The following is a 17,920-nucleotide window of genomic DNA, read 5'->3' on the forward strand; positions in this document are numbered from 1 at the left end:
TGCCACGCTACCGAGGGTCGCTGACCCGATCACGGGCCGGGTCCGCGACCGGACGCAACGAACCCGATGCGGCGAACGCGGCCACGAACAGCACGGCGATGAGCCAGAGGGCACTGAGCGCCCCGACCCGTTCGGCGATCGCTCCGATCACCGGCGGCCCGGCGAAGTTCGCGAAGTACCCGATGGACGCCACGACGCTGACCCGCGCCGCCGGGTTCGGGCCGCTCTGCGCCGCAGCCGACATGCCGAGCGGGAACCCCATCGAGACGCCGACGGCCCACAGGACGACGCCGATGAGCGTGAGCCACCAGGTCGTGCCGACGATGAACAGCACGGCGCCGAGGATGCCGAGCGCGGTCGTCCAACGGACCGTGCGCACCCGACCGAGCCGGTCGACGACGGGGCCGGCGAAGACACGGGTCGCCGCCTCGGACACCGCGAACACGGTGAAGAAGAGCGCGCCGATCGTGGCCGTCTGGCCGTGACCGTCCGTGGTCGCGAGGGCCAGCCAGTTGTTCGCCGACCCCTCACCGAGCTCGACGCCGAGCATCACGACGCCGATGAGCAGCAGTCGGACGTCGGCCCAACCACGCGCCCACTGCCGCAGTCGCTGCCGCGGGGTGAGCGTCGTGTCGTGCTCCTCGGCGCGCGTGCCGTCCGGGATCGCCCGCATGGCGACGACGCCGACCACGAGGATGACGACGGCCTCACCGATCAGCTGGGCCGAGGGGGTGATGCCCAGCCACGCGCAGAGTGCGGCGATCCCGGCACCGAGGGCCGCGCCTCCCGACCAGGCAGCGTGCATCAACGGGAGCAGCGTGCGCCCGGCGAGCGCCTCGATCGCCGTGCCCTCGACGTTCGCCATCACGTCGAGCGAGCCGATCCCGGCGCCGGCGACGACGAACCCGACGCTCGCGAGCGGCACGGAGTGCAGCGCGGCGGCGATGCCGATGACCGCCAGCGCGGCGGGGACCAGGACGGCGACGGCCGTCAGGGCACGCCGTCCGCCCAGGCGACGGAGCAGCGGGGCGGCGCTCAGCAGGCCGCCGATCGAGCCGATCGTGACCCCGCCGAGCATCAGCCCGATGGTGCCGATGTCGACACCGAGTTCGACGCGGAGCTCCGGCAGGCGTGGACCCCAGCCGGCGAGGCTGATTCCACCGATGGCGAAGGCGACGATGATCGCGTTCCGCCACCCGGCGAGCTGGCTGCGGTCGACGTCGACCCCGGAGGTGTGCATCCGGCCATCGAAGCGGGTTCACGGGATCACCACAAGCGAGGACGACACGGAGGGACGCAAAAACTACACACCGGGTGGTTTTTGGGGTAGCGTCGTCATCGATCTCGCCGTGGAGCATCGCTCCTCGACGGACTGCGACACCCGGTGCTGCGACGCCTCGGTGTCGCGACACCCAGACAGGACCGAAGGAGCCTTGAGCAATGCCCACCACTTCTGTGCAGCTGTACTCGCTGCGTGACGCCATCGCCGAAGACCTCGACAAGGCCATCGCCCGCGTCGCCGAGATCGGGTACGAGAACGTCGAGCCCTACGCGTTCGTCGAGCGCGCCACGGACCTCGAGCGCGCCTTCGCCGCGACCGGCCTCAAGGCACCGTCCGGCCACGTCGCCGTGATCGACGCCGAGGACACCGCCCCGATCTGGGACGCCGCCGAGCGCCTCGGCATCCGGACGGTCATCGACCCGTTCATCCCGACCGACCGCTGGCAGACCGCCGACGACGTCGCGAAGATCGCCGAGCGCGTCAACGTCCTGACCGCCGAGGCAGCCTCGCGCGGCCTGCAGTTCGGGTACCACAACCACCAGTGGGAGTTCACGAACAAGGTCGACGGCCGCACGGTCTACGACCACTTCGTCTCGCAGATCAGCCCGGAGACCGTCCTCGAGCTCGACACCTTCTGGGCCACCGTCGGCGGCGCCGACGCCCCCGCCGTCCTGAAGGCACTCGGCGACCGCGTCGTCGCCATCCACGTCAAGGACGGCAAGGTCGACGGCGACATCCTCACCGCACTGCCCTCGTCGGAGAGCGCGCTCGTCGTGCCCGAGGCGCTGCAGCGTGCGTTCGAGAACCAGACCCCCGCGGGCCAGGGCGACGTGAACGTGGCGGGCATCCTCGCCGCGGCACCGCAGGCGATCCGCGTCGTCGAGTTCGACGCCTACTCGGGCGACGTCTTCGAGGGCATCACCGAGTCCCTCGCCTGGCTGAAGGACAACGACAAGTGAGCCGTGTCGGTCTCGGCATCATCGGTGCCGGCAACATCTCCACGCAGTACCTGGAGAACCTGACCAAGTTCGCCGACGTCGAGGTCCGCTTCGTCGCCGACGTGCTGCTCGACCGCGCAGCCGCCCAGGCCGCGGAGTACGGCGTCGCGGCATCCGGCACGGTCGAGGAGCTCCTCGCCCGTGACGACGTCAGCATCGTGATCAACCTGACGATCCCGGCGGCGCACGCCGAGGTCGACCAGCAGATCATCGACGCCGGCAAGCACGTGTGGAGCGAGAAGCCGATCGCGACCGACCACGCGTCGGCCGCCGCGGTCCTCGAGTCCGCCAAGGCCAAGGGCCTGCGCGTCGCGACCGCTCCGGACACCGTGCTCGGCGCGGGCATCCAGACGGCCCTGCGTGCCATCGCCCGCGGAGACATCGGCGAGCCGCTCTCCGCGACGACGCTGTTCCACGTCCCCGGCCCGGAGGCATGGCACCCGAACCCGGACTTCCTGTTCGCCACCGGGGCCGGCCCGCTGTTCGACATGGGTCCGTACTACGTGACGACCCTCGTGCACGCGTTCGGCACCGCTTCGCGCGTGCAGGCCGTGTCCTCGAAGTCGCTCGACCGACGCACGATCGCGTCAGGCCCCCGCGCCGGCGAGACGTTCCCGGTCGAGGTCCCCACGCACCACGCAGCACTGATCGAGTTCGCCGGCGGGCAGTCCGCCCAGTCGACGTTCTCGTTCCAGCACGCGCTGCCCCGCATGGGCTTCGTCGAGATCAACGGCACGCTCGGCACCATCTCGCTGCCCGACCCGAACACGTTCGAGGGTTCGTCGCAGCTGTGGCGCTACGGTCAGGACGAGCCCGAGACGCTCGAGGCCGTGGGCTCCACCTGGGGTCGCGGCACCGGTGTCGTCGAGCTCGCCCGCGCAATCGCCGAGGACCGCCCCGAGCGTGCCTCGGGTGCGGTCGCGCTGCACGTCCTCGACGTGCTGCTCGGCATCCGTGACGCCGCCGAGTCGGGTTCGGCCGTCGACATCACCTCGACCGTCGACGCCGTCCCGCCGCTGCCCGAGGACTTCGACCCCGCGGCCGCGGTCCTGACGGCGTAGGCGCGCACGACGCGCACCACTTGGTGAGCAGAAATGGTCGGGTACCCGTACGGGACCCGACCATTTCTGCTCACGAAGTGACTTCAGCAGCGCCGCTTCATCCGGACAGTCGTGTAGGTGTCGGCGATGTACTGCCGTCCACCCTGGGTGTACTCGATCGTCACCGCCCCCGCCGTACCCCCCGACGGGCCACTGGACTCTGCATGGACGACCAGGTCGTACTGCTCATCCGAGGGGATGGCTGTGCCATCGGCAACGACCGCACCACCGTACGACTCCGGCACGGGCCAGGAGGTCGTTCCGATCCGGTTCTCCCGTACCTTCACGACCACCGCGCCAACGATACGGACACCGTCTGACTCACTCGATGAGATCCGGCCGATGGTGATCGGGGTCCCGGCCTCGTGGTCGAGCGGGATGCCGACACCGAAGCCTTCACCACCATCATCGGTACTGGCGCAGTAGTCGAGGCCGTGGTCCTCGAACCGCAGCGGACCGTCGGTCGCAGTGGCGCACCCTGAAGCCGAGAGCGTCAGCGCAAGACAGCCGCCGACCACAGCCCTTCGTTTCACTTCGTCACGGCGCGCTCCGGGGTACCGCCCCAGTAGCCCTTCGTTCCACACACCCGCTTCGTGCTCCCCGACTTGTTCGTGTAGGACATGGCCGCGTTGGAGCTCCATCCCGTCTTTGCTGTCAGCGTCACACCGAGTGGGCCGATGAAGTTGACCGCCTGCTCCCAGGTGTTTGACGATGTCGAACTCCTGGTGATCGTCGTGTTGTTGCTGAAGTTCGTGCACTTCGTGGCCGTGGGCACGGGTGCGGACGCAACCTGCGAGCCGCCCGCATAACCCGTCGCGCGCACGACGTGGTTGTAGACCGAGTTCTTGGTCGAGCCGACTGGGCGGCACCACTGCGCGTACTGCCCGTACGTGAAGTAGGTGTAGTACGCGGTTCCCCCGTACCGGTTTCCGTAGTCGACTCCGGCGTCCGACGACCGGCTGACTGTACCGGCCTTCGACCAGCTCCCCTTCTTGGCGTTCGCCGAGTACACCACCCCCAGGTTCGAGGATGCGCCGTTCTTGTAGACGAATCTCCCGTTCGTGTAGGACGCGAGTGCGTAGGTGGCCCCGACGAGCACCCGTCGCACACCGAGGTTCTTCGTCTTCGTCTCTCCACAGACCTGCGTGAACGGGGTTGCACTCGATGTGCGAGCGGACGTCGGCTGCATACCGACCTCAGCCGACGAGACAGCGGTACCGGTCGCCCGCATCGCGATCGACTCAGAACCTGCGTCTCGAGTCTTGACGTTCCGCTCAGCATCAACGCTCGGGTCCGCGAAGGACAGCGCGTCGCCGCTCCTGGTGAGCTTCCTGCTCAGGGCGAACGGTGCGAATTCAGCGCCGTCGAGCGCGCGTACCTCGAGGTCGACGACGCCGTTTGCGTCAGCGAATTCTTCGACAGTGGCCACGTCGTCGATGCGCAGGTCGAAACGACCACCGCTTCCCACAGTTCCGGCCGCGACGGGAACAGATCGGACCTCCGAGCCGATGCTCGTGGCCCGGTCATCGCGTTCGACAGCGAAGACTCCGACCGACGCGCCAGCCGAGAATGGGGCGCCGTCGGCCCGAGTCGCGGCTCCGGAGATCACCGGGGGCCCTTCTTCAACAGCGTTGGCCACGCCGGGTCCCGCCGAGACCAACGTCGCAACGAGACCCGCCCCCGCCACGATTGCACAGAACTTCTGCATGCTCTTCCTCCTCTGGGTGGTCGTCAGCGTCCACCCAGCGAGCATATTGGCGATCAATACCGCACTTCAATCCATACTGACATATGGAGATATTTTGGGACGAGGGCGGCGCCCACCGGCTTCAGGTCGGCGGCGCGGGCACGATCTGCTCGAGCAACCGCAGCACCTTCTCGCCGTCGACGGCCTCGGGGTCGAGCAACCACTGCACCTGCAGCCCGTCGGACGCCGCGATGCTCAGCGAGGCGAGGTCAACCGGGTCCAGGTCGGCACGGATCCGCCCCGCCGCCTGGTCCGCCTCGATCAGCGCGGCCAGGTCGGCCCGGAGCCGCGTGAAGCGTTCGCGCATGAAGTCGCGCGTGGCCGGGTGCCCCTCTTGCACGGCATCGGCCGCGAGCGTCGTGTACAGCTGCACGAGCCCGGGCACCGCACGGTTGCGCGAGGCGCTGTCGCGCATGTCCCCGATCGCCGACTGCAACCGATCCGGCGCCCCCTGCTCGCGCACCTCGTGCTCGCGGTAGACGGCGAGCAGCAGTTCGTCACGGCTCGGGAAGTAGTGGCGCAGTGCTGCGTGCGTGATCCCGAGGGCCTCGGCCACGGATCGCAACGACGACGCGTCGACGCCCTGCTCCGCGACCATGCGGATCATCTCGTCGAGGATCTGCGTCCGGCGCTCGGTGCCCTTGCGGTACCCGCCCCGTCGCGGCGGGGCCGCGGCGTCGTCGGCGGGGTGCGTCATGCACCCAACTTACCGCTGGAAGGTTTTAGCGCCACCCCCGGACGGGAGGCCCGTGGCGGGGCCGAGCCGCGCCTCCCGTCATCCGGTGGTCGCGACCACCGCGCCGGGTCGCGTCAGCCCGGTCGCGTCAGCGCTGCTCGTCGACCGTGTACTCGTCGACCGGCGCGGGCTCGCCGTCGGCGAGCGCCGCGACGATCCGGGTCAGCGACTCCGCGAGGACGGCGTTGTCCGCATCGGACAGGTCGTCGAGCACCTCGACGACGGCTTCGTGGAACCGGGCGTACGAGGCGTCGATCTTCTCGGCAGCCAGGTCGGTCGGCTCCAGGAGCTGTGCACGACGGTCGGTGGGGTGTGCCGCACGGACGAGGAGCTCCTTGTCGACGAGCGCGTCGACGAGCTTCGTGACCGAGGCGTTCGACACCGTGAGCATCACGGCGAGGTCCTTCGGCCCCATTGTGCGCCCGTCGCGGTGGGCCTGGAGCATGTACCGGATCGCCAGCGACTCGTTCTTGCTCAGGCCGCTGTCGATGCGCGCGGACTCGATCTGCTGCTCTTCGGCGTGCTGCAGGCGCAACAGCGCCTCCACAGCGGTCTTCGCGGCCTGGGAGCGGGGCTCGCGGGTGTAGAGGTGGTTGTGCTCTCGACGGACGACGGTCAACGGCATGTGGTCATGCGCTCCTGGCTACGCGGCGGGGACGGTGAAGAAGTCGGCGTACGCCGGCTCGGGGCGGCGTGCCAGCAGCGACGGGTCCTCGATGCGGCGCGCGACGAAGGCGTCGATGACGGCGGGGTCGGTCAGGCCGATGCGCGTGTGGCTGCCACCGATCCGTGCCGCCCGAGGCATCCCGGAGTACGTGCTGTGCATGTCGATCCCGCCCTTCTGCGGCCGTGCGTCCCGTGTGGACAGCTGAACTATTTCACGACGTGAACGTTCTCTGCAACGAACGATTCGCAAATCGTACGTTTTGCGCACCGAACCGTTCGCTTCGCGAATCAGCCCTGTCTGCCGACGGCCTTCAGAGCATCGCGGCCGACATCACCGCGACCGCGATCCCCATCGCGAGCGTCTCGACGACGGGGAGCGCCCGAGCCCGGCGCCGGACGCCGTCCCGCACCATGTGGGCAGTGAGCAGCAGGTAGCCGATGGTCAGGCCTCCGAGGACGAGCTGCCAGGTGACGGCGACCACCCCACCGTGCCCGTGCATGCCGGCACCGGACATCCCGGTCATGCCGGGGCCGTGCGCCATGCCGACTCCCATCGCCCCCATCACCAGCAGACCGAGCGCCGCGTGCAGTCGCCCGAACCGGCCGTGCGCCGACGCGACCCGGACCGCCGGAGCCGACCCGGGCCTCCCGTCCGAACCGGACGCACCGGACGCACCAGACGCGCTCTGCACCCGGTGCACCGCCGCGACCGCCACGGCGAGCAGCGCGAGCACCACGAACCAGAGCACCCCGGGCAGCACGCGCGGCCCGAAGGCTCCGTCCACCATCGCGGCCACCATCACGACGGCTGCCACCACGTCGACCGCACGGCCGGGGCGCCAGGCCCCGACCGTGCAGCAGGCCCCGGCGGACGCCGGCACGATCGCGGCGAGCCCGAGCAGGTCGGTCACGTCAGTGTCCGTGCCCGTGGTCGTGCGTGACGGCGTCGTGCGCCGCGTCGACGCCGCCGGACGCGTGGTGCGAGCAGTGCGACGCCGCGGTCGCTCCGATGGCGGCCGGCACGTTGAGCGCCGGGTTCCGCGGGAAGAACCCGTACGGCTTGAGCGTGAACTTGGCGTAGTCGACCGGCATGACGGGCCAGTCCTCGGGCCGCGGGAAGTGCGTCGGGCCGAAGGTGTGCCAGAGCACGATGTCCTCGCCGTCGAGCGACCGGTCCCCCTCGACGTAGCGGGCCACCCCGTCACCACCGGGGTTCTGGTGCACGAAGTCGCCCGCGGCGAAGCGCTCCGCCGGGTCGTACTGCGTGACGTACAGGTGCTTGCGGGCGAACTCGGCACGGGCGGCGACGGAGGACGAGTCGTCGGCGAGCAGCACGGGGGCGTCCTGCGGGTACAGCACGTACCCGGTGGGGCGGTCGAGGTGGTTGCGCTCCTCGGTGTTCGAGACGAACCACGTGCGTGCCTTCGAGGCATCGGCGAGACGACCCGACGTCGACTCCGACGCGATCCGGGTCACCGACTTCGTGAACGCGTTGCCGTGCTCGTTGCCCGGTCCGACCGGCACCCGCACGGCGTCGACCTCGTCCACGGCATTCGACAGCCCGTCGACCATCATGTCGAGCCGCGCCGAGAACAGGTGCTGGTGGTACGGGGCGCCGAGGCCGGGGGCGACCTCGGAGGCGTACGGGTAGTCCGCGCCGTCGTCCGAGCGACCCGGGTACGACGACGTGAAGAGCACGCCGGTGAGCTTCGCCTCGCACTCGATCGTGCCGTCCAGGTACAGGTACCAGTAGAAGCCGTAGTCGTAGTTGCCGACGGTCGTGAAGAACGAGATCACCAGGCGGCGGGACCGACGGATCTCCTGCGACCCGGTGTAGATGTCGCCGTGCTTCCAGAGCGTGCCGAAGTCCTCCTCGTGCATGCAGATGCCGTTGCGGATGGTCTGCGGGTTGCCGAGTTCGTCGGCCAGCACGGCGTCGAAGTACTGGATCTCGCCGACGCAGTCGCAGCCGAGCTCGAGCGAGTTCGTGAAGCGACCGAACAGGTACTCGCCGGTGTCGAAGTAGTTCTGCCAGAACCGCACCGGCGACGGGTCGCCGTACGGCACGAGCATCTCGTCGATCGACGCCCGGTACACGATCGGGCGCAGCCGCTCGCCGTCCTGCCACGACAGCTGGCGGAGCACGAGCCCCTCGCGGGCGTCGAAGCCGACCTGGAACCGCCAGTTCGCCCACTCGACGAACTCGCCGTCGACGCGGAACGACGGGCCCTCGGGCTGGGTGATGACGATCGGCTTGAGGTCGAGCGGTTCGCCCTGCACCGCGGGGTCGTCGAAGTTGCCCGAGGTCGTCGGCACGGGCATGTCCGCCACGTCCACGATCCTCGTCACGGTGCGGTTCGCCGCGTCGACGTACGCCGACAGGCCGTCGACGGGGTGCGCCCACACGTGGTCGGCCGGGTGGTCCTGCTTGAACGCGAGCACGCGCAGGATGCGCCGCCCGACCTCTTCCGGGTAGTCGTAGTACCCGGCGGACAGCGGCACGCACTTCACCTCGTCGGCGGACAGGCCGCGCTTCGCCAGGGCGGCGACCCAGCGCTCGTCGGCGTTCGCGATCTCGCCGACGGCGTCGAACTCCTCGATCAGCACGGGCAGCTGGCCACGGGACCCGTCGAGCACGTCGGTCCGCAGCACGGTGCCGGTGGTGATCGACACGACGCGGTCGGTGGAGCGACCGGTCGCCATGTCGAGCAGCATCACCCGGGCCGTGCGGTCCGGCAGGGGGCCGTCGCCGGCCTGCCACGCCAGGACCTCCTGCTTGTGCGGCTCCTCGAGGCCGACGTAGGCGAAGCGGGTGGTGTCGGTCCAGTCCGGCTGCGCCGTGACGAGGTCGCGCACGGCGGTGAACTCGTCGGGGGTCAGGCTGCCGAGCGGGTGCGTGGTGGTGGCTGCGTCGGTGGTCGCGGTGGTCGGGTCGGTGATCGTCATGTGCGTGGTGCTCCTTGCGCGTTGCGTCGTGCGTGGGGTCAGGTCGGTTCGGCCGGGAGGCGCGTGGGGCGCCCGGCGGGTCAGCTCTCGGTGGCGAGACGGTCGAGCATCAGCTCGTAGCGGCTCCGACTGCGGCGTCGCAGTACCACCGCCTGCACCACGCCGATGACGGGGACGACCACGACCAGGCCGGTGAGCACGATGCTCACGACACCGAAGACGCTCGCGCCGGAACCGTCCACGTCGCCGACGAGCGTCGGGAAGTTCACCCAGATCAGGACGGCCGCGGCGACGAGCCCGAGGAACCCGAGGACGGGCGCGACGATGGTGTTCCAGACCCGCCGGTCACCGGGGTTGCGGCGGAAGTACACGATGACGGCGAGGCTCGTCGCGGCCATCAGGATCGCGACGCCCAGGGTGGCGACGCCGGCGAACCAGCTGAACACCTGCAGCACCGGGTCGAGGCCGAGCACTGCGAACAGCACCATCAGGACGGCCGCGGTGACGGTCTGCACCAGGCTCGAGGTGTGCGGCGACGCGTGCTTCCGGTGCACGTCGCCGAGGCGGGCGGGCAGCAGCGACGCGTTCGCCATCGAGTGCTGGTAGCGGGTGATGACGTTGTGGAACGACAGGACGCAGGCGAACATGCTCGTCAGCAGCAGCACGTTGAGCACGGCCTCGCCGGCGCTGCCGATGTACTGCGCGGCGGTGGTGAGGATGAGCGATCCCGGGTCCTTCGCGACCTCGGCGAGGATGCCGTCGGGGCCCCAGGCCATCACGAGCCCCCACGACGCGAGCGTGTAGAAGACGCCGATGCCGATCACGGCCGTGTAGGTCGCACGCGGGATGGTCCGCTCCGGGTCCTTCGCCTCGTCACGGAAGATCGCGGTGGCCTCGAACCCGATGAACGCGGCGATGGCGAACATCAGGCCGACACCGGGCGACCCGGACATGATCTGGGTCGGCTCGAACGGGGCGAGGGACAGGCCGTCGGCCCCACCGCGGAACACGATCGCGGCGACCAGGACGAGCACGATGCCGACCTCGCCGACGAGCATCACGCCGAGCACCTTGCTCGACAGGTCGATGTGCCGGTAGCCGAGCATCCCGACCAGGGCCACGACGACGAGCGACCAGACGTACCAGGGGATGTCCGGCCCGCCGAGGCCCGTGACAGTGACCCCGAGCAGGTACCCGATGTAGCCGTGCACGCTGACCTGGATGGTCGTGTACGTCAGGAGCGCCAACGTGGCAGCACCCGCTCCGGCCGGACGGCCGAGCCCGTGCCCGACGAACGTGAAGAACGCGCCGGGCCGCGGCACGTGCCGGGTCATCGCCGCCAGGCCCACCGAGAAGAGCAGCAGCACGACGGCTGACGCGGCGTACAGCGACGGGAACCCGACCCCGTTGCCGAGCAGCATGCCGAGCGGGGCGGCGCCGCCGACGACGGTGAGCGGGGCGGCGGCCGCGACGACCATGAACACGATCGCGGTGACGCCGAGCGAGCCGCGCATGGTCCGCTGCGGCGCGGGTGCGGCTCCGAGTGACGCGGGGTCCTTCGTGATGCTGGACATCGTGGCCTTCCGGTTCGGGTGGGTGGGGCGGGGCGGTGCGGGACACCGGTGGTGCTGGGTGTGACCACGGTCCCGTGCCGCCGTTGCGGTGCCGTTCCGCCGGCGTGAAGCCCTGTCGCCGCCGAATGGGACGTGCCCGTCGGACGCGTCTCATTTGCGCGAGACGCCGCCGAAACACCACCGAGACACGGGCGCAACGGCGCAGCCCTACGGTTGCCGCATGACCGCGCTCGACCGAGCCATCGCCGACCCGCCCCGGGTACCGGGCGTCGGCACGCGCTCCCCCGTCGACGGGTTGTCCCGGCGCAGCATCGGCCCGGTCGACGTCCTCGCCCAGTCGGTGTCCGCCGTGGCGCCGTCCGCCGCCGCGACCACGATCCCGGTGCTCGTCGCGACGGTCGCGGGGCAGGGCGCCACCTGGTCGCTCCTGGCGGCGATGGCGCTGTCGTTCCTGGTCGGGCGCACGGTGAACCAGTTCGTCCGACGGGTCGCCGGCACCGGGTCGCTCTACACCTACGTCTCGCTCGGGCTCGGCCCGGTCGCCGGGGTCGTCGCGGGCGCAGCGCTGCTGCTCGGGTACGGCTTCATCGCGATGTTCTCGCTCACCGGCAGCGGGTACTACCTCGACTACCTGCTGTCCCGGTTCGTGCCGGCGGCCGGTGACGACGCCCTGGTCACGATCGTCGTCGTGCTGGTGATGGGCGCCGCGGTCTTCGCGGTGATCGCCCTCGGGGTCCGGTTGTCGACGCGGCTGACGCTGCTCGTGGAGTCGCTGTCGGTCGCCGTCATCGTGGTCCTCATCGTCGCGCTCGTCGCGCGGTTGCACCCCGTCGACGCCTCCGCGGTCGCCCTCGGGCCGACGCAGCCGGCGTCGTTCGCGGTCGGCACCGCCCTCGCGGTGACCGCGTTCGTCGGGTTCGAGAGCGCGTCGGTGCTCGGTGTGGAGGCCCGGCGCCCGTTCCAGGCGATCCCCCGCGCGATCTCGTGGACCGTCCTGGTCGCCGGCGTCCTCTACGTGGTCAGCGCTGCGGCCCAGCAGATGGGGTTCGCCGCCATGGGCGCCGACCTCGCGGCGAGCGCCTCGCCCGTCAACGAGCTGGCGAACGCCTTCGGCATGCAGTGGATCGGGTGGGCGCTCGACCTCGGGATCGCGGCGTCGTTCGCGGCGTGCGCGATCGCCTCGACCACGGCGCTCGTGCGGGTCCTGTTCGCGATGGGCCGCGAGGGCGTCCTGCCCCGGGTGCTCGGTCGGGCGTCGCCGCGGTTCCGGACGCCGTTCGTGGCCGGCGCGGTCGCGTGCGGGGTGCTCACGGTGCTGCCGGTCCTGGGCCTGGCGAGCGGGATCCCGACGTGGACGCTGATGGAGGCCGAGCTCGTCGTCGCCGCCCTCGGCTACATCGCCTCCTACGCCCTGACGTGCTTCGCGGCCCCGGTGTTCCTGCGGCGCATCGGTGAGCTGACGGCGGGGGTCGCGGTCGTCGCCGTCACGACCGGGGGCCTGCTCACCGCCGTCCTGCTCACCTACCTCGGGGTCGAGGCCGCGTCGTCCCGTTGGCCGGCCGTCGCCCTCGCCGTGGGGACGGTCGCCGCGGTGGTGGTCGCGTTCTTGGTAGCCACGCGTCGGCGACCATGGCGACGGGGTCGGAGCCGCGCCGTGTACGACGTGCCGGTCGAGGCGGACCTGCTGGGGGCCTCCCGTCCGTCCGCCGGAACCGGCCACCAGGCGGAGGTGCGGTGAGCGAACCCGGACTCCGTGCACGGCAGCCGAAGGCGATCCAGAACGCCCTCGCGGTGCTGGAGGCGGCCGCGCACGCGGGACCGGGCGTCACCGCCCAGCAGATCTCGGAGGCCCTCGGGATGCCGCGGGCCACCACCTACCGGCTCATCACCCTGCTCGTCGAGGACGAGTACCTGGTGCGACTGCCGGACCTGCGCGGCTTCGCCCTCGGCCACAAGGTCGCCGACCTGGCCGGTGTGTCGCCCGCTCCGGCGCTCGCACCGCTGCCCCGGGCCGTACGGTCGGTGCTCGCCGACGTCCGCTCCGCGGTGCGGGCCGGCGTGCACCTGGCGCGCTACGACGTCGGCGGCGTCCGTGACATCGACGTCGACCCGGACTTCCCGCTGCTCGACGAGGCCGCGCTGCGGGCGACGCCCGGGTCGAGCGCGATGGGGCGGCTGCACGCCGAGGGCGGCCTCGGTCCGGTGCACCAGGTGGGGGCGTTCACGGCGGGGTTCGGGTGCCTGGCGTTCCCGGTCCGCGGCGAGCGCGGAGAGCTCGTGGCGGGGCTGACCCTGTCGGCACCGGCTGCACGGGTGTCGTCGCCGGGGGACGCACTGGTGCACCTGCGCCGGGCGGTGACGCGGCTCGAGCCGCTGCTCGGGTGAGGGATGACCTCGCTCAGGACGCAGCGCAGTCGGCGACGAACGCCATCAGCGGGGTCGCATCGTCCCGCGTGAAGAGGATGTCCAACGCCTGGTTGAACTCGAACTGGCGCACGAACGGGATGCTCACCGCGTCGTACCCCTCTGACATGAGCAGACCCGTCATCATCAGGCGAGCCGTGCGCTTGTTGCCGTCGAAGTAGAACTGGGATCGCGTCGCCGCTGCGAAGTAGGCCAGCGCACGTTCCCGGGGGTCCTCCAGCGCTCCGACGAACGCACAGATCGATGCGAACCGTTCTTCGAGCTCGTCCTGGGGCACGCCGTCGACCACGCCGCCTGACGCCAACCGGACGGCTCCACCGCCACCGACGTCCCCTTCCCCGCGGAAGGCGCCGGACTCGATGGCCTCGTGCACCGCGACGCGACCGTGCAGGTCGTCCGAGACGACCTTCGACAGCACGAATCCCTGTGACGCGACGAGCGCATCGAGATGCGTGTAGCCGTCGACGAGCGCGAACACCTGACGCTCGTCCTCGATGGGGTGCCCGCCGACGGTGACACCGTCCAGGAGCGTCCGGACCTCGGGCAGGGTGAACGTGTTCCCCTCGAGCGCTGCGGCGTTCCACACGAGATCGGGGAGCACGGCGCTGAAGCGGTGGCGAGCACGCGAGGACGACGACCGTCCGATGCGGCCGAGGTCGATCCGTGCTGCGTCCCACGACACCCCGGTCGCGGCGAGGGCCTCGTCCGGTGACGTCCGGACCGATCCGGCGCGCTCCCCGGGCGGGACGGGCGTCGGCCGCCCCGGCCGTTTGACGTACGAGCCGGGGCCGAGCTCCCACGGCTGCCGCGGGCTCAACGGTCACCCCGCGCGTACTGCGCCACCGCACTCCGGGCCGGCCCCCCGAGGCCCGCGGCGTCGATGAGTCCCTGGAGCGGGTCGACCAGGTGGACCGCCTCGATCTCGGTCGCGCCGATGAACACCGACGGGTGCGCGGGCACGACGGCGACGTCCACGGCCTCGCCCCGTCCGCGGCGGAACGTGTCCCCGACGAGCTGGGCGAAGGCGCGGGGGTCCTCGGTCCAGACGATCGTCGGTGCGACGATGCCGTCACCGATGCCGAGTGCGTCGAGCGCCGCCCAGCCGGACAGCGCCCACGGCGTGTTCGATGCGCGTCCGGCGGACACGAGGCGGTCGATGTCCCACGTGTCGGCGGTGAGCAGGACGGCTCCGTCCCGTTCGAGTGGAGCGGTCGCGGTCCCCGCCTCCGCGATCACGGCGGCAGCGTCCGCGGGCTCTGCCGTCCCGACGAACCGTTCGAGACGTGCGGCCCACTCGGACGCGGCATCAGCCCATTCGGCCAGGCGGTCGTCGCCGAGACGTGCACGCGCCGCCACCGCTGCGAGCGGATCACTCAGGACGGAGAGCGTGACGTCGAGGTCGAAGCCCGCCGCGATGGCGAGCTCGCGGAGGTCGTCGATCCGCGGCGACGCGCCACCGAGCATGCGGTAGACCGTCGGCCGGCTCACTCCGGAACGGGCGGCGATCCGGGTCGCACCGAAGGCAGCGGTGCCGCGGAGCTCGGGGATGACCTGGTCGATCTGCACCGAACGATCGTATCAAGAATGAGACAATCGCGGATGACCGTCTCGAATTCGAGAATGATCGCGCAGAGCCGCATGACCTCGGCCGGGCAATCGGCATAGCGTGGGCGCGTGGACCTCGAACTCAAGAACCGTGTCGCACTCGTCGTCGGAGGCAAGGGGTACATCGGTGCCGCCGTCGCCGACCGCCTCCGAGCCGAGGGGGCGACCGTCGTCGTCGCGTCCCGCAGCGCCGACGACTCCGACGGCAGCGTGTCGATCGACACCGCCTCGCAGGAGTCGGTGGACGCGGGCATCGCCACCGTCCTCGAGCGGCACGGGCGCATCGACGTGCTCGTCGTGACCGCCGCACCGAGTGCGAGCACGCTCGACCCGGCCCGGAAGTCCGACCCGGAGCAGGTCCTCGACGCGATCGACGGCAAGGCCCTCGGGTTCCTCCGGATCGCGAACGCCGTGCTCCCCGCGCAGCGCGAGGCCGGGTTCGGCCGCGTGGTCGTGGTGAGCGGCCAGAACGCCTACTTCTCCGGCAACATCACGGCGTCGCTCCGGAACACGGCGGTGAGCGTCATCGCGAAGAACCTGGCCGACGACGTGGCGGGGACCGGGGTCACGGTGAACGTCGTCAACCCCGGGATGGTGACGGACACCCCGTCCGCCGAGGTCCGTCCAGGAGGCCCCGGCGACTCGACGCCGCAGCAGATCGCCGACCTCATCGCGTTCCTGTCGTCGCCACTGAACGCGGTGTCCGGCGAGTCCGTCTCGATCGCGCACCGTCAGCTCGGGTCCGTCGTCGTCTGATCCCCGAGTACCGGGTGGTCGCCCCGCGCTTCACCCGCAGGGACGAAGCGCTTCGCCCCTGCGCCCGATGCCCCCGTGGCGCCGGGCCGCGAGTCTGGTGGCATGGAGTCCTCGACGAAACACACGATCGCCACGCTGCTGGTCTGCGCCGCCATCGTCGCCATCACCGTCATCGCCCTCGCCGCCATGCGATGATCGAGCCGTGACGGACCGGCGCACGTTCATCCGGCCGCTCGCCGCCCGTTCGATCGCCGTGGACGTGGCGTGGGCGGTCCTCGCGGCGTTCGTCTTCCTGCTGCCGATCGAGGTCGAACTCGAGCACGCGAGCTTCCTCGCGGTGCTCGCCGCCGCCGGTGCGATCGCGCTCCGTCGGGTCTCCCCGTCGGCCGCGATGCTGCTGGTCGTGGTCCTCGGGATCGTCCAGGTCGGCGGCGGTGAGCGCCCGTCACTCGTCGACCTCGCCATCTTCGTCGTCATCGGCACCACGGCCGTCGTCGGCACCCGGACCGAGGTCATCGTCTCGGGCGTGCTCGCGTTCGTCGCCGGGGTCGGTGCGACGCTCTACCTCGCCGTCACCGGCTTCCGGTACCTCGTGCTGCTCAACGGCCCGCGCGACCAGGCCTTCCTCGCGATGGCCGCACCGGTCGCCGCACTGCTCGGGGTGTGGGCCGGCGGGGTCGCCGTCCGGGCCTTCCGCTCGCGCGACCGCGAGTCGGTCCGCCGCGCCGACGCCGAGGCGGCAGCGTCGCGCGCCGAGGCCGTCGCCACCGAGGCCGAGGCGACCGCCACCCGGGCCATCGACGTCGCGGAGTCCGAGCGCATCCGCGCGGACATCGCCCGCGACGTGCACGACGTCGTCGGCCACTCGCTCGCGGTGATCATCGCGCAGGCGGACTCGGTGCCGTTCCTGGCCGACGAGGCCCGCATCCGCGAGGTCAGCGCCACCATCGCCAGCACCGCCCGCAGCTCCCTGGTCGAGGTCCGCCAGGTGCTCGGGCACATCGACGGCTCCGGGGAGACGACCGACCCGGGCTCGCTCGAGGAGATCGTGCAGGGCATCCGCGAGGCCGGCGTCGACGTCGACCGCACCGTCCGCGGGGTCCCGATCACACTCCGACCCGACACCGGCACCGCTGCCCGTCGCGTGCTGCAGGAGATGCTGACGAACGCGCTCCGGCACGGTGCTCCGGGGCTGCCCGTCGTGGTCCGTGAGACCTGGCGGAGCGCCGACGTCGTGCTCGAGGTCGAGAACGTCGTCGGTGACGGCACAACCGGGGGCTCCGGCCGGGGGATCGACGGCATGCACACCCGCCTCACCGCACTCGGCGGGTCGTTCGACGCCGCCGCGCTGGACGACGTGTTCGCCGCACGCGCCCGCATCCCGTTCGACGTCCAAGGGGGACCCGTCCGATGACCGACCCGATCAGGATCCTGCTCACCGACGACCAGGCGCTGTTCCGCGCCGGTCTGCGCGTGGTGCTCGACGCGCAGGACGACATGCAGGTGGTGGGCGAGGCCGCGGACGGTGCCGAGGCGCTCGCCCGCATCCAGGAGCTCCGACCCGACGTGATGCTGCTCGACATGCGCATGGCCGGCATGGACGGCGTCGAGACCGTCCGTCAGCTGTTCTCCGGCGCCGTCGAGGGCCCGCTCCCCCGCGTCGTGGTGCTCACCACGTTCGGGCTCGACCCCGCCGCCGCGACCGCGATCCGGCTCGGCGCGAGCGGCTTCCTGCTCAAGGACGCCACGCCGACGTTCCTGTTCGCCGCGGTCCGCGCCGTGCACGAGGGCAGCTCGGTGATCGCTCCGAACGACCTCGCGCAGCTCTTCGGCGCCGACGTCGCGAAGGCACCCGCCCCGCAACCGCCGGAGTTCCAGGCGCTGACCGAACGCGAGCGGGTGGTGTTCGGCTGGGCGTCCCGCGGGCTCTCGAACGCCGAGATCGCGACGAAGGAGTACGTCACCGAGTCGACCGTGAAGACGCAGATCTCGAGCATCCTCGGCAAGCTCTCGCTGCGGGACCGCGTGCAGCTCGTGGTCTACGCGCACGACCACGGGCTGGCGGGTACCCGCGACGCTTGAAAGG

The 17,920-nt window shown here is 71.1% G+C and carries 18 protein-coding genes; 7 read left to right on the plus strand and 11 right to left on the minus strand.

Features of this window, described 5'->3' with window-relative positions; translation table 11 throughout:
* Nucleotides 1-7: 7 nt before the first annotated feature.
* Complete coding sequence (locus tag ITJ59_RS03265; protein WP_194649685.1) at nt 8-1,240, minus strand: MFS transporter; 1,233 nt, start codon at nt 1,238-1,240, stop codon at nt 8-10.
* Between the two features lie 200 nt (nt 1,241-1,440).
* On the opposite strand from ITJ59_RS03265, the gene ITJ59_RS03270 reads away from it, so the two are divergent.
* Together ITJ59_RS03270 and ITJ59_RS03275 are read left to right on the plus strand one after the other, a co-directional pair.
* Nucleotides 1,441-2,241 carry a sugar phosphate isomerase/epimerase family protein gene (locus ITJ59_RS03270; protein WP_194649686.1) on the plus strand — a complete coding sequence of 267 codons (801 nt, stop codon included), beginning with the start codon at nt 1,441-1,443 and terminating at the stop codon, nt 2,239-2,241.
* Nucleotides 2,238-3,341, plus strand: a complete 1,104-nt coding sequence (locus ITJ59_RS03275) for a Gfo/Idh/MocA family protein (RefSeq protein ID WP_194649687.1) — start codon at nt 2,238-2,240, stop codon at nt 3,339-3,341. The genes ITJ59_RS03270 and ITJ59_RS03275 overlap by 4 nt, the downstream gene beginning before the upstream one ends.
* A gap of 83 nt (nt 3,342-3,424) precedes the next feature.
* Here ITJ59_RS03275 and ITJ59_RS03280 read toward each other — a convergent pair whose 3' ends face one another.
* The 8 genes from ITJ59_RS03280 to ITJ59_RS03315 form a co-directional block, all read right to left on the minus strand.
* Nucleotides 3,425-3,898, minus strand: a complete 474-nt coding sequence (locus ITJ59_RS03280) for a hypothetical protein (protein ID WP_194649688.1) — start codon at nt 3,896-3,898, stop codon at nt 3,425-3,427.
* 11 nt (nt 3,899-3,909) lie between these two features.
* The gene (locus tag ITJ59_RS03285; protein ID WP_194649689.1) at nt 3,910-5,088 is read right to left on the minus strand and encodes a hypothetical protein; all 1,179 of its coding nucleotides are present in this window, start codon (nt 5,086-5,088) and stop codon (nt 3,910-3,912) included.
* A gap of 121 nt (nt 5,089-5,209) precedes the next feature.
* A complete protein-coding gene (locus ITJ59_RS03290; protein ID WP_194649690.1) occupies nt 5,210-5,824 on the minus strand; it encodes a TetR/AcrR family transcriptional regulator in 615 nt (204 codons plus the stop codon).
* A gap of 127 nt (nt 5,825-5,951) precedes the next feature.
* Nucleotides 5,952-6,488 carry a MarR family winged helix-turn-helix transcriptional regulator gene (locus tag ITJ59_RS03295; RefSeq protein ID WP_194649691.1) on the minus strand — a complete coding sequence of 179 codons (537 nt, stop codon included), beginning with the start codon at nt 6,486-6,488 and terminating at the stop codon, nt 5,952-5,954.
* Between the two features lie 18 nt (nt 6,489-6,506).
* Nucleotides 6,507-6,689 (minus strand): hypothetical protein, encoded by a 183-nt coding sequence (locus ITJ59_RS03300; RefSeq protein ID WP_194649692.1) that lies wholly within the window; start codon nt 6,687-6,689, stop codon nt 6,507-6,509.
* A gap of 151 nt (nt 6,690-6,840) precedes the next feature.
* Complete coding sequence (locus tag ITJ59_RS03305) at nt 6,841-7,440, minus strand: hypothetical protein (RefSeq protein WP_194649693.1); 600 nt, start codon at nt 7,438-7,440, stop codon at nt 6,841-6,843.
* 1 nt (nt 7,441) lies between these two features.
* Nucleotides 7,442-9,475, minus strand: a complete 2,034-nt coding sequence (locus ITJ59_RS03310) for a primary-amine oxidase (RefSeq protein WP_194649694.1) — start codon at nt 9,473-9,475, stop codon at nt 7,442-7,444.
* Nucleotides 9,476-9,555: 80 nt separating this feature from the next.
* A complete protein-coding gene (locus tag ITJ59_RS03315) occupies nt 9,556-11,049 on the minus strand; it encodes an APC family permease (protein WP_194649695.1) in 1,494 nt (497 codons plus the stop codon).
* A 220-nt stretch (nt 11,050-11,269) separates the two neighbouring features.
* Here ITJ59_RS03315 and ITJ59_RS03320 point away from each other — a divergent pair, with 220 nt between their 5' ends.
* Both ITJ59_RS03320 and ITJ59_RS03325 read left to right on the plus strand, forming a co-directional pair.
* Complete coding sequence (locus ITJ59_RS03320; RefSeq protein ID WP_194649696.1) at nt 11,270-12,787, plus strand: APC family permease; 1,518 nt, start codon at nt 11,270-11,272, stop codon at nt 12,785-12,787.
* On the plus strand, nt 12,784-13,434 hold the full coding sequence (locus tag ITJ59_RS03325; protein WP_323749383.1) for a helix-turn-helix domain-containing protein: 651 nt from the start codon (nt 12,784-12,786) through the stop codon (nt 13,432-13,434). The genes ITJ59_RS03320 and ITJ59_RS03325 overlap by 4 nt, the downstream gene beginning before the upstream one ends.
* Before the next feature lie 13 nt (nt 13,435-13,447).
* On the opposite strand, the gene ITJ59_RS03330 is transcribed toward ITJ59_RS03325, so the two are convergent.
* Nucleotides 13,448-14,290, minus strand: coding sequence for a hypothetical protein (locus ITJ59_RS03330; protein ID WP_228510774.1), 843 nt, complete (start codon nt 14,288-14,290; stop codon nt 13,448-13,450).
* Entirely contained in the window at nt 14,287-15,039 is a 753-nt protein-coding gene (locus ITJ59_RS03335) for a hypothetical protein (protein ID WP_194649698.1), read from the minus strand. Before ITJ59_RS03335 ends, ITJ59_RS03330 begins: the two co-directional genes overlap by 4 nt.
* A 108-nt stretch (nt 15,040-15,147) precedes the next feature.
* On the opposite strand from ITJ59_RS03335, the gene ITJ59_RS03340 reads away from it, so the two are divergent.
* From ITJ59_RS03340 to ITJ59_RS03350, 3 genes are all read left to right on the plus strand, one after another.
* On the plus strand, nt 15,148-15,834 hold the full coding sequence (locus tag ITJ59_RS03340) for an SDR family NAD(P)-dependent oxidoreductase (RefSeq protein WP_194649699.1): 687 nt from the start codon (nt 15,148-15,150) through the stop codon (nt 15,832-15,834).
* Between the two features lie 202 nt (nt 15,835-16,036).
* Nucleotides 16,037-17,248, plus strand: coding sequence for a sensor histidine kinase (locus tag ITJ59_RS19545; protein WP_194649700.1), 1,212 nt, complete (start codon nt 16,037-16,039; stop codon nt 17,246-17,248).
* Nucleotides 17,245-17,916, plus strand: a complete 672-nt coding sequence (locus tag ITJ59_RS03350) for a response regulator (RefSeq protein WP_194649701.1) — start codon at nt 17,245-17,247, stop codon at nt 17,914-17,916. The genes ITJ59_RS19545 and ITJ59_RS03350 overlap by 4 nt, the downstream gene beginning before the upstream one ends.
* Nucleotides 17,917-17,920: the final 4 nt, after the last annotated feature.

The organism is Curtobacterium sp. VKM Ac-1393 (assembly GCF_015350995.1).
In the GTDB taxonomy this organism is placed as follows: domain Bacteria; phylum Actinomycetota; class Actinomycetes; order Actinomycetales; family Microbacteriaceae; genus Curtobacterium.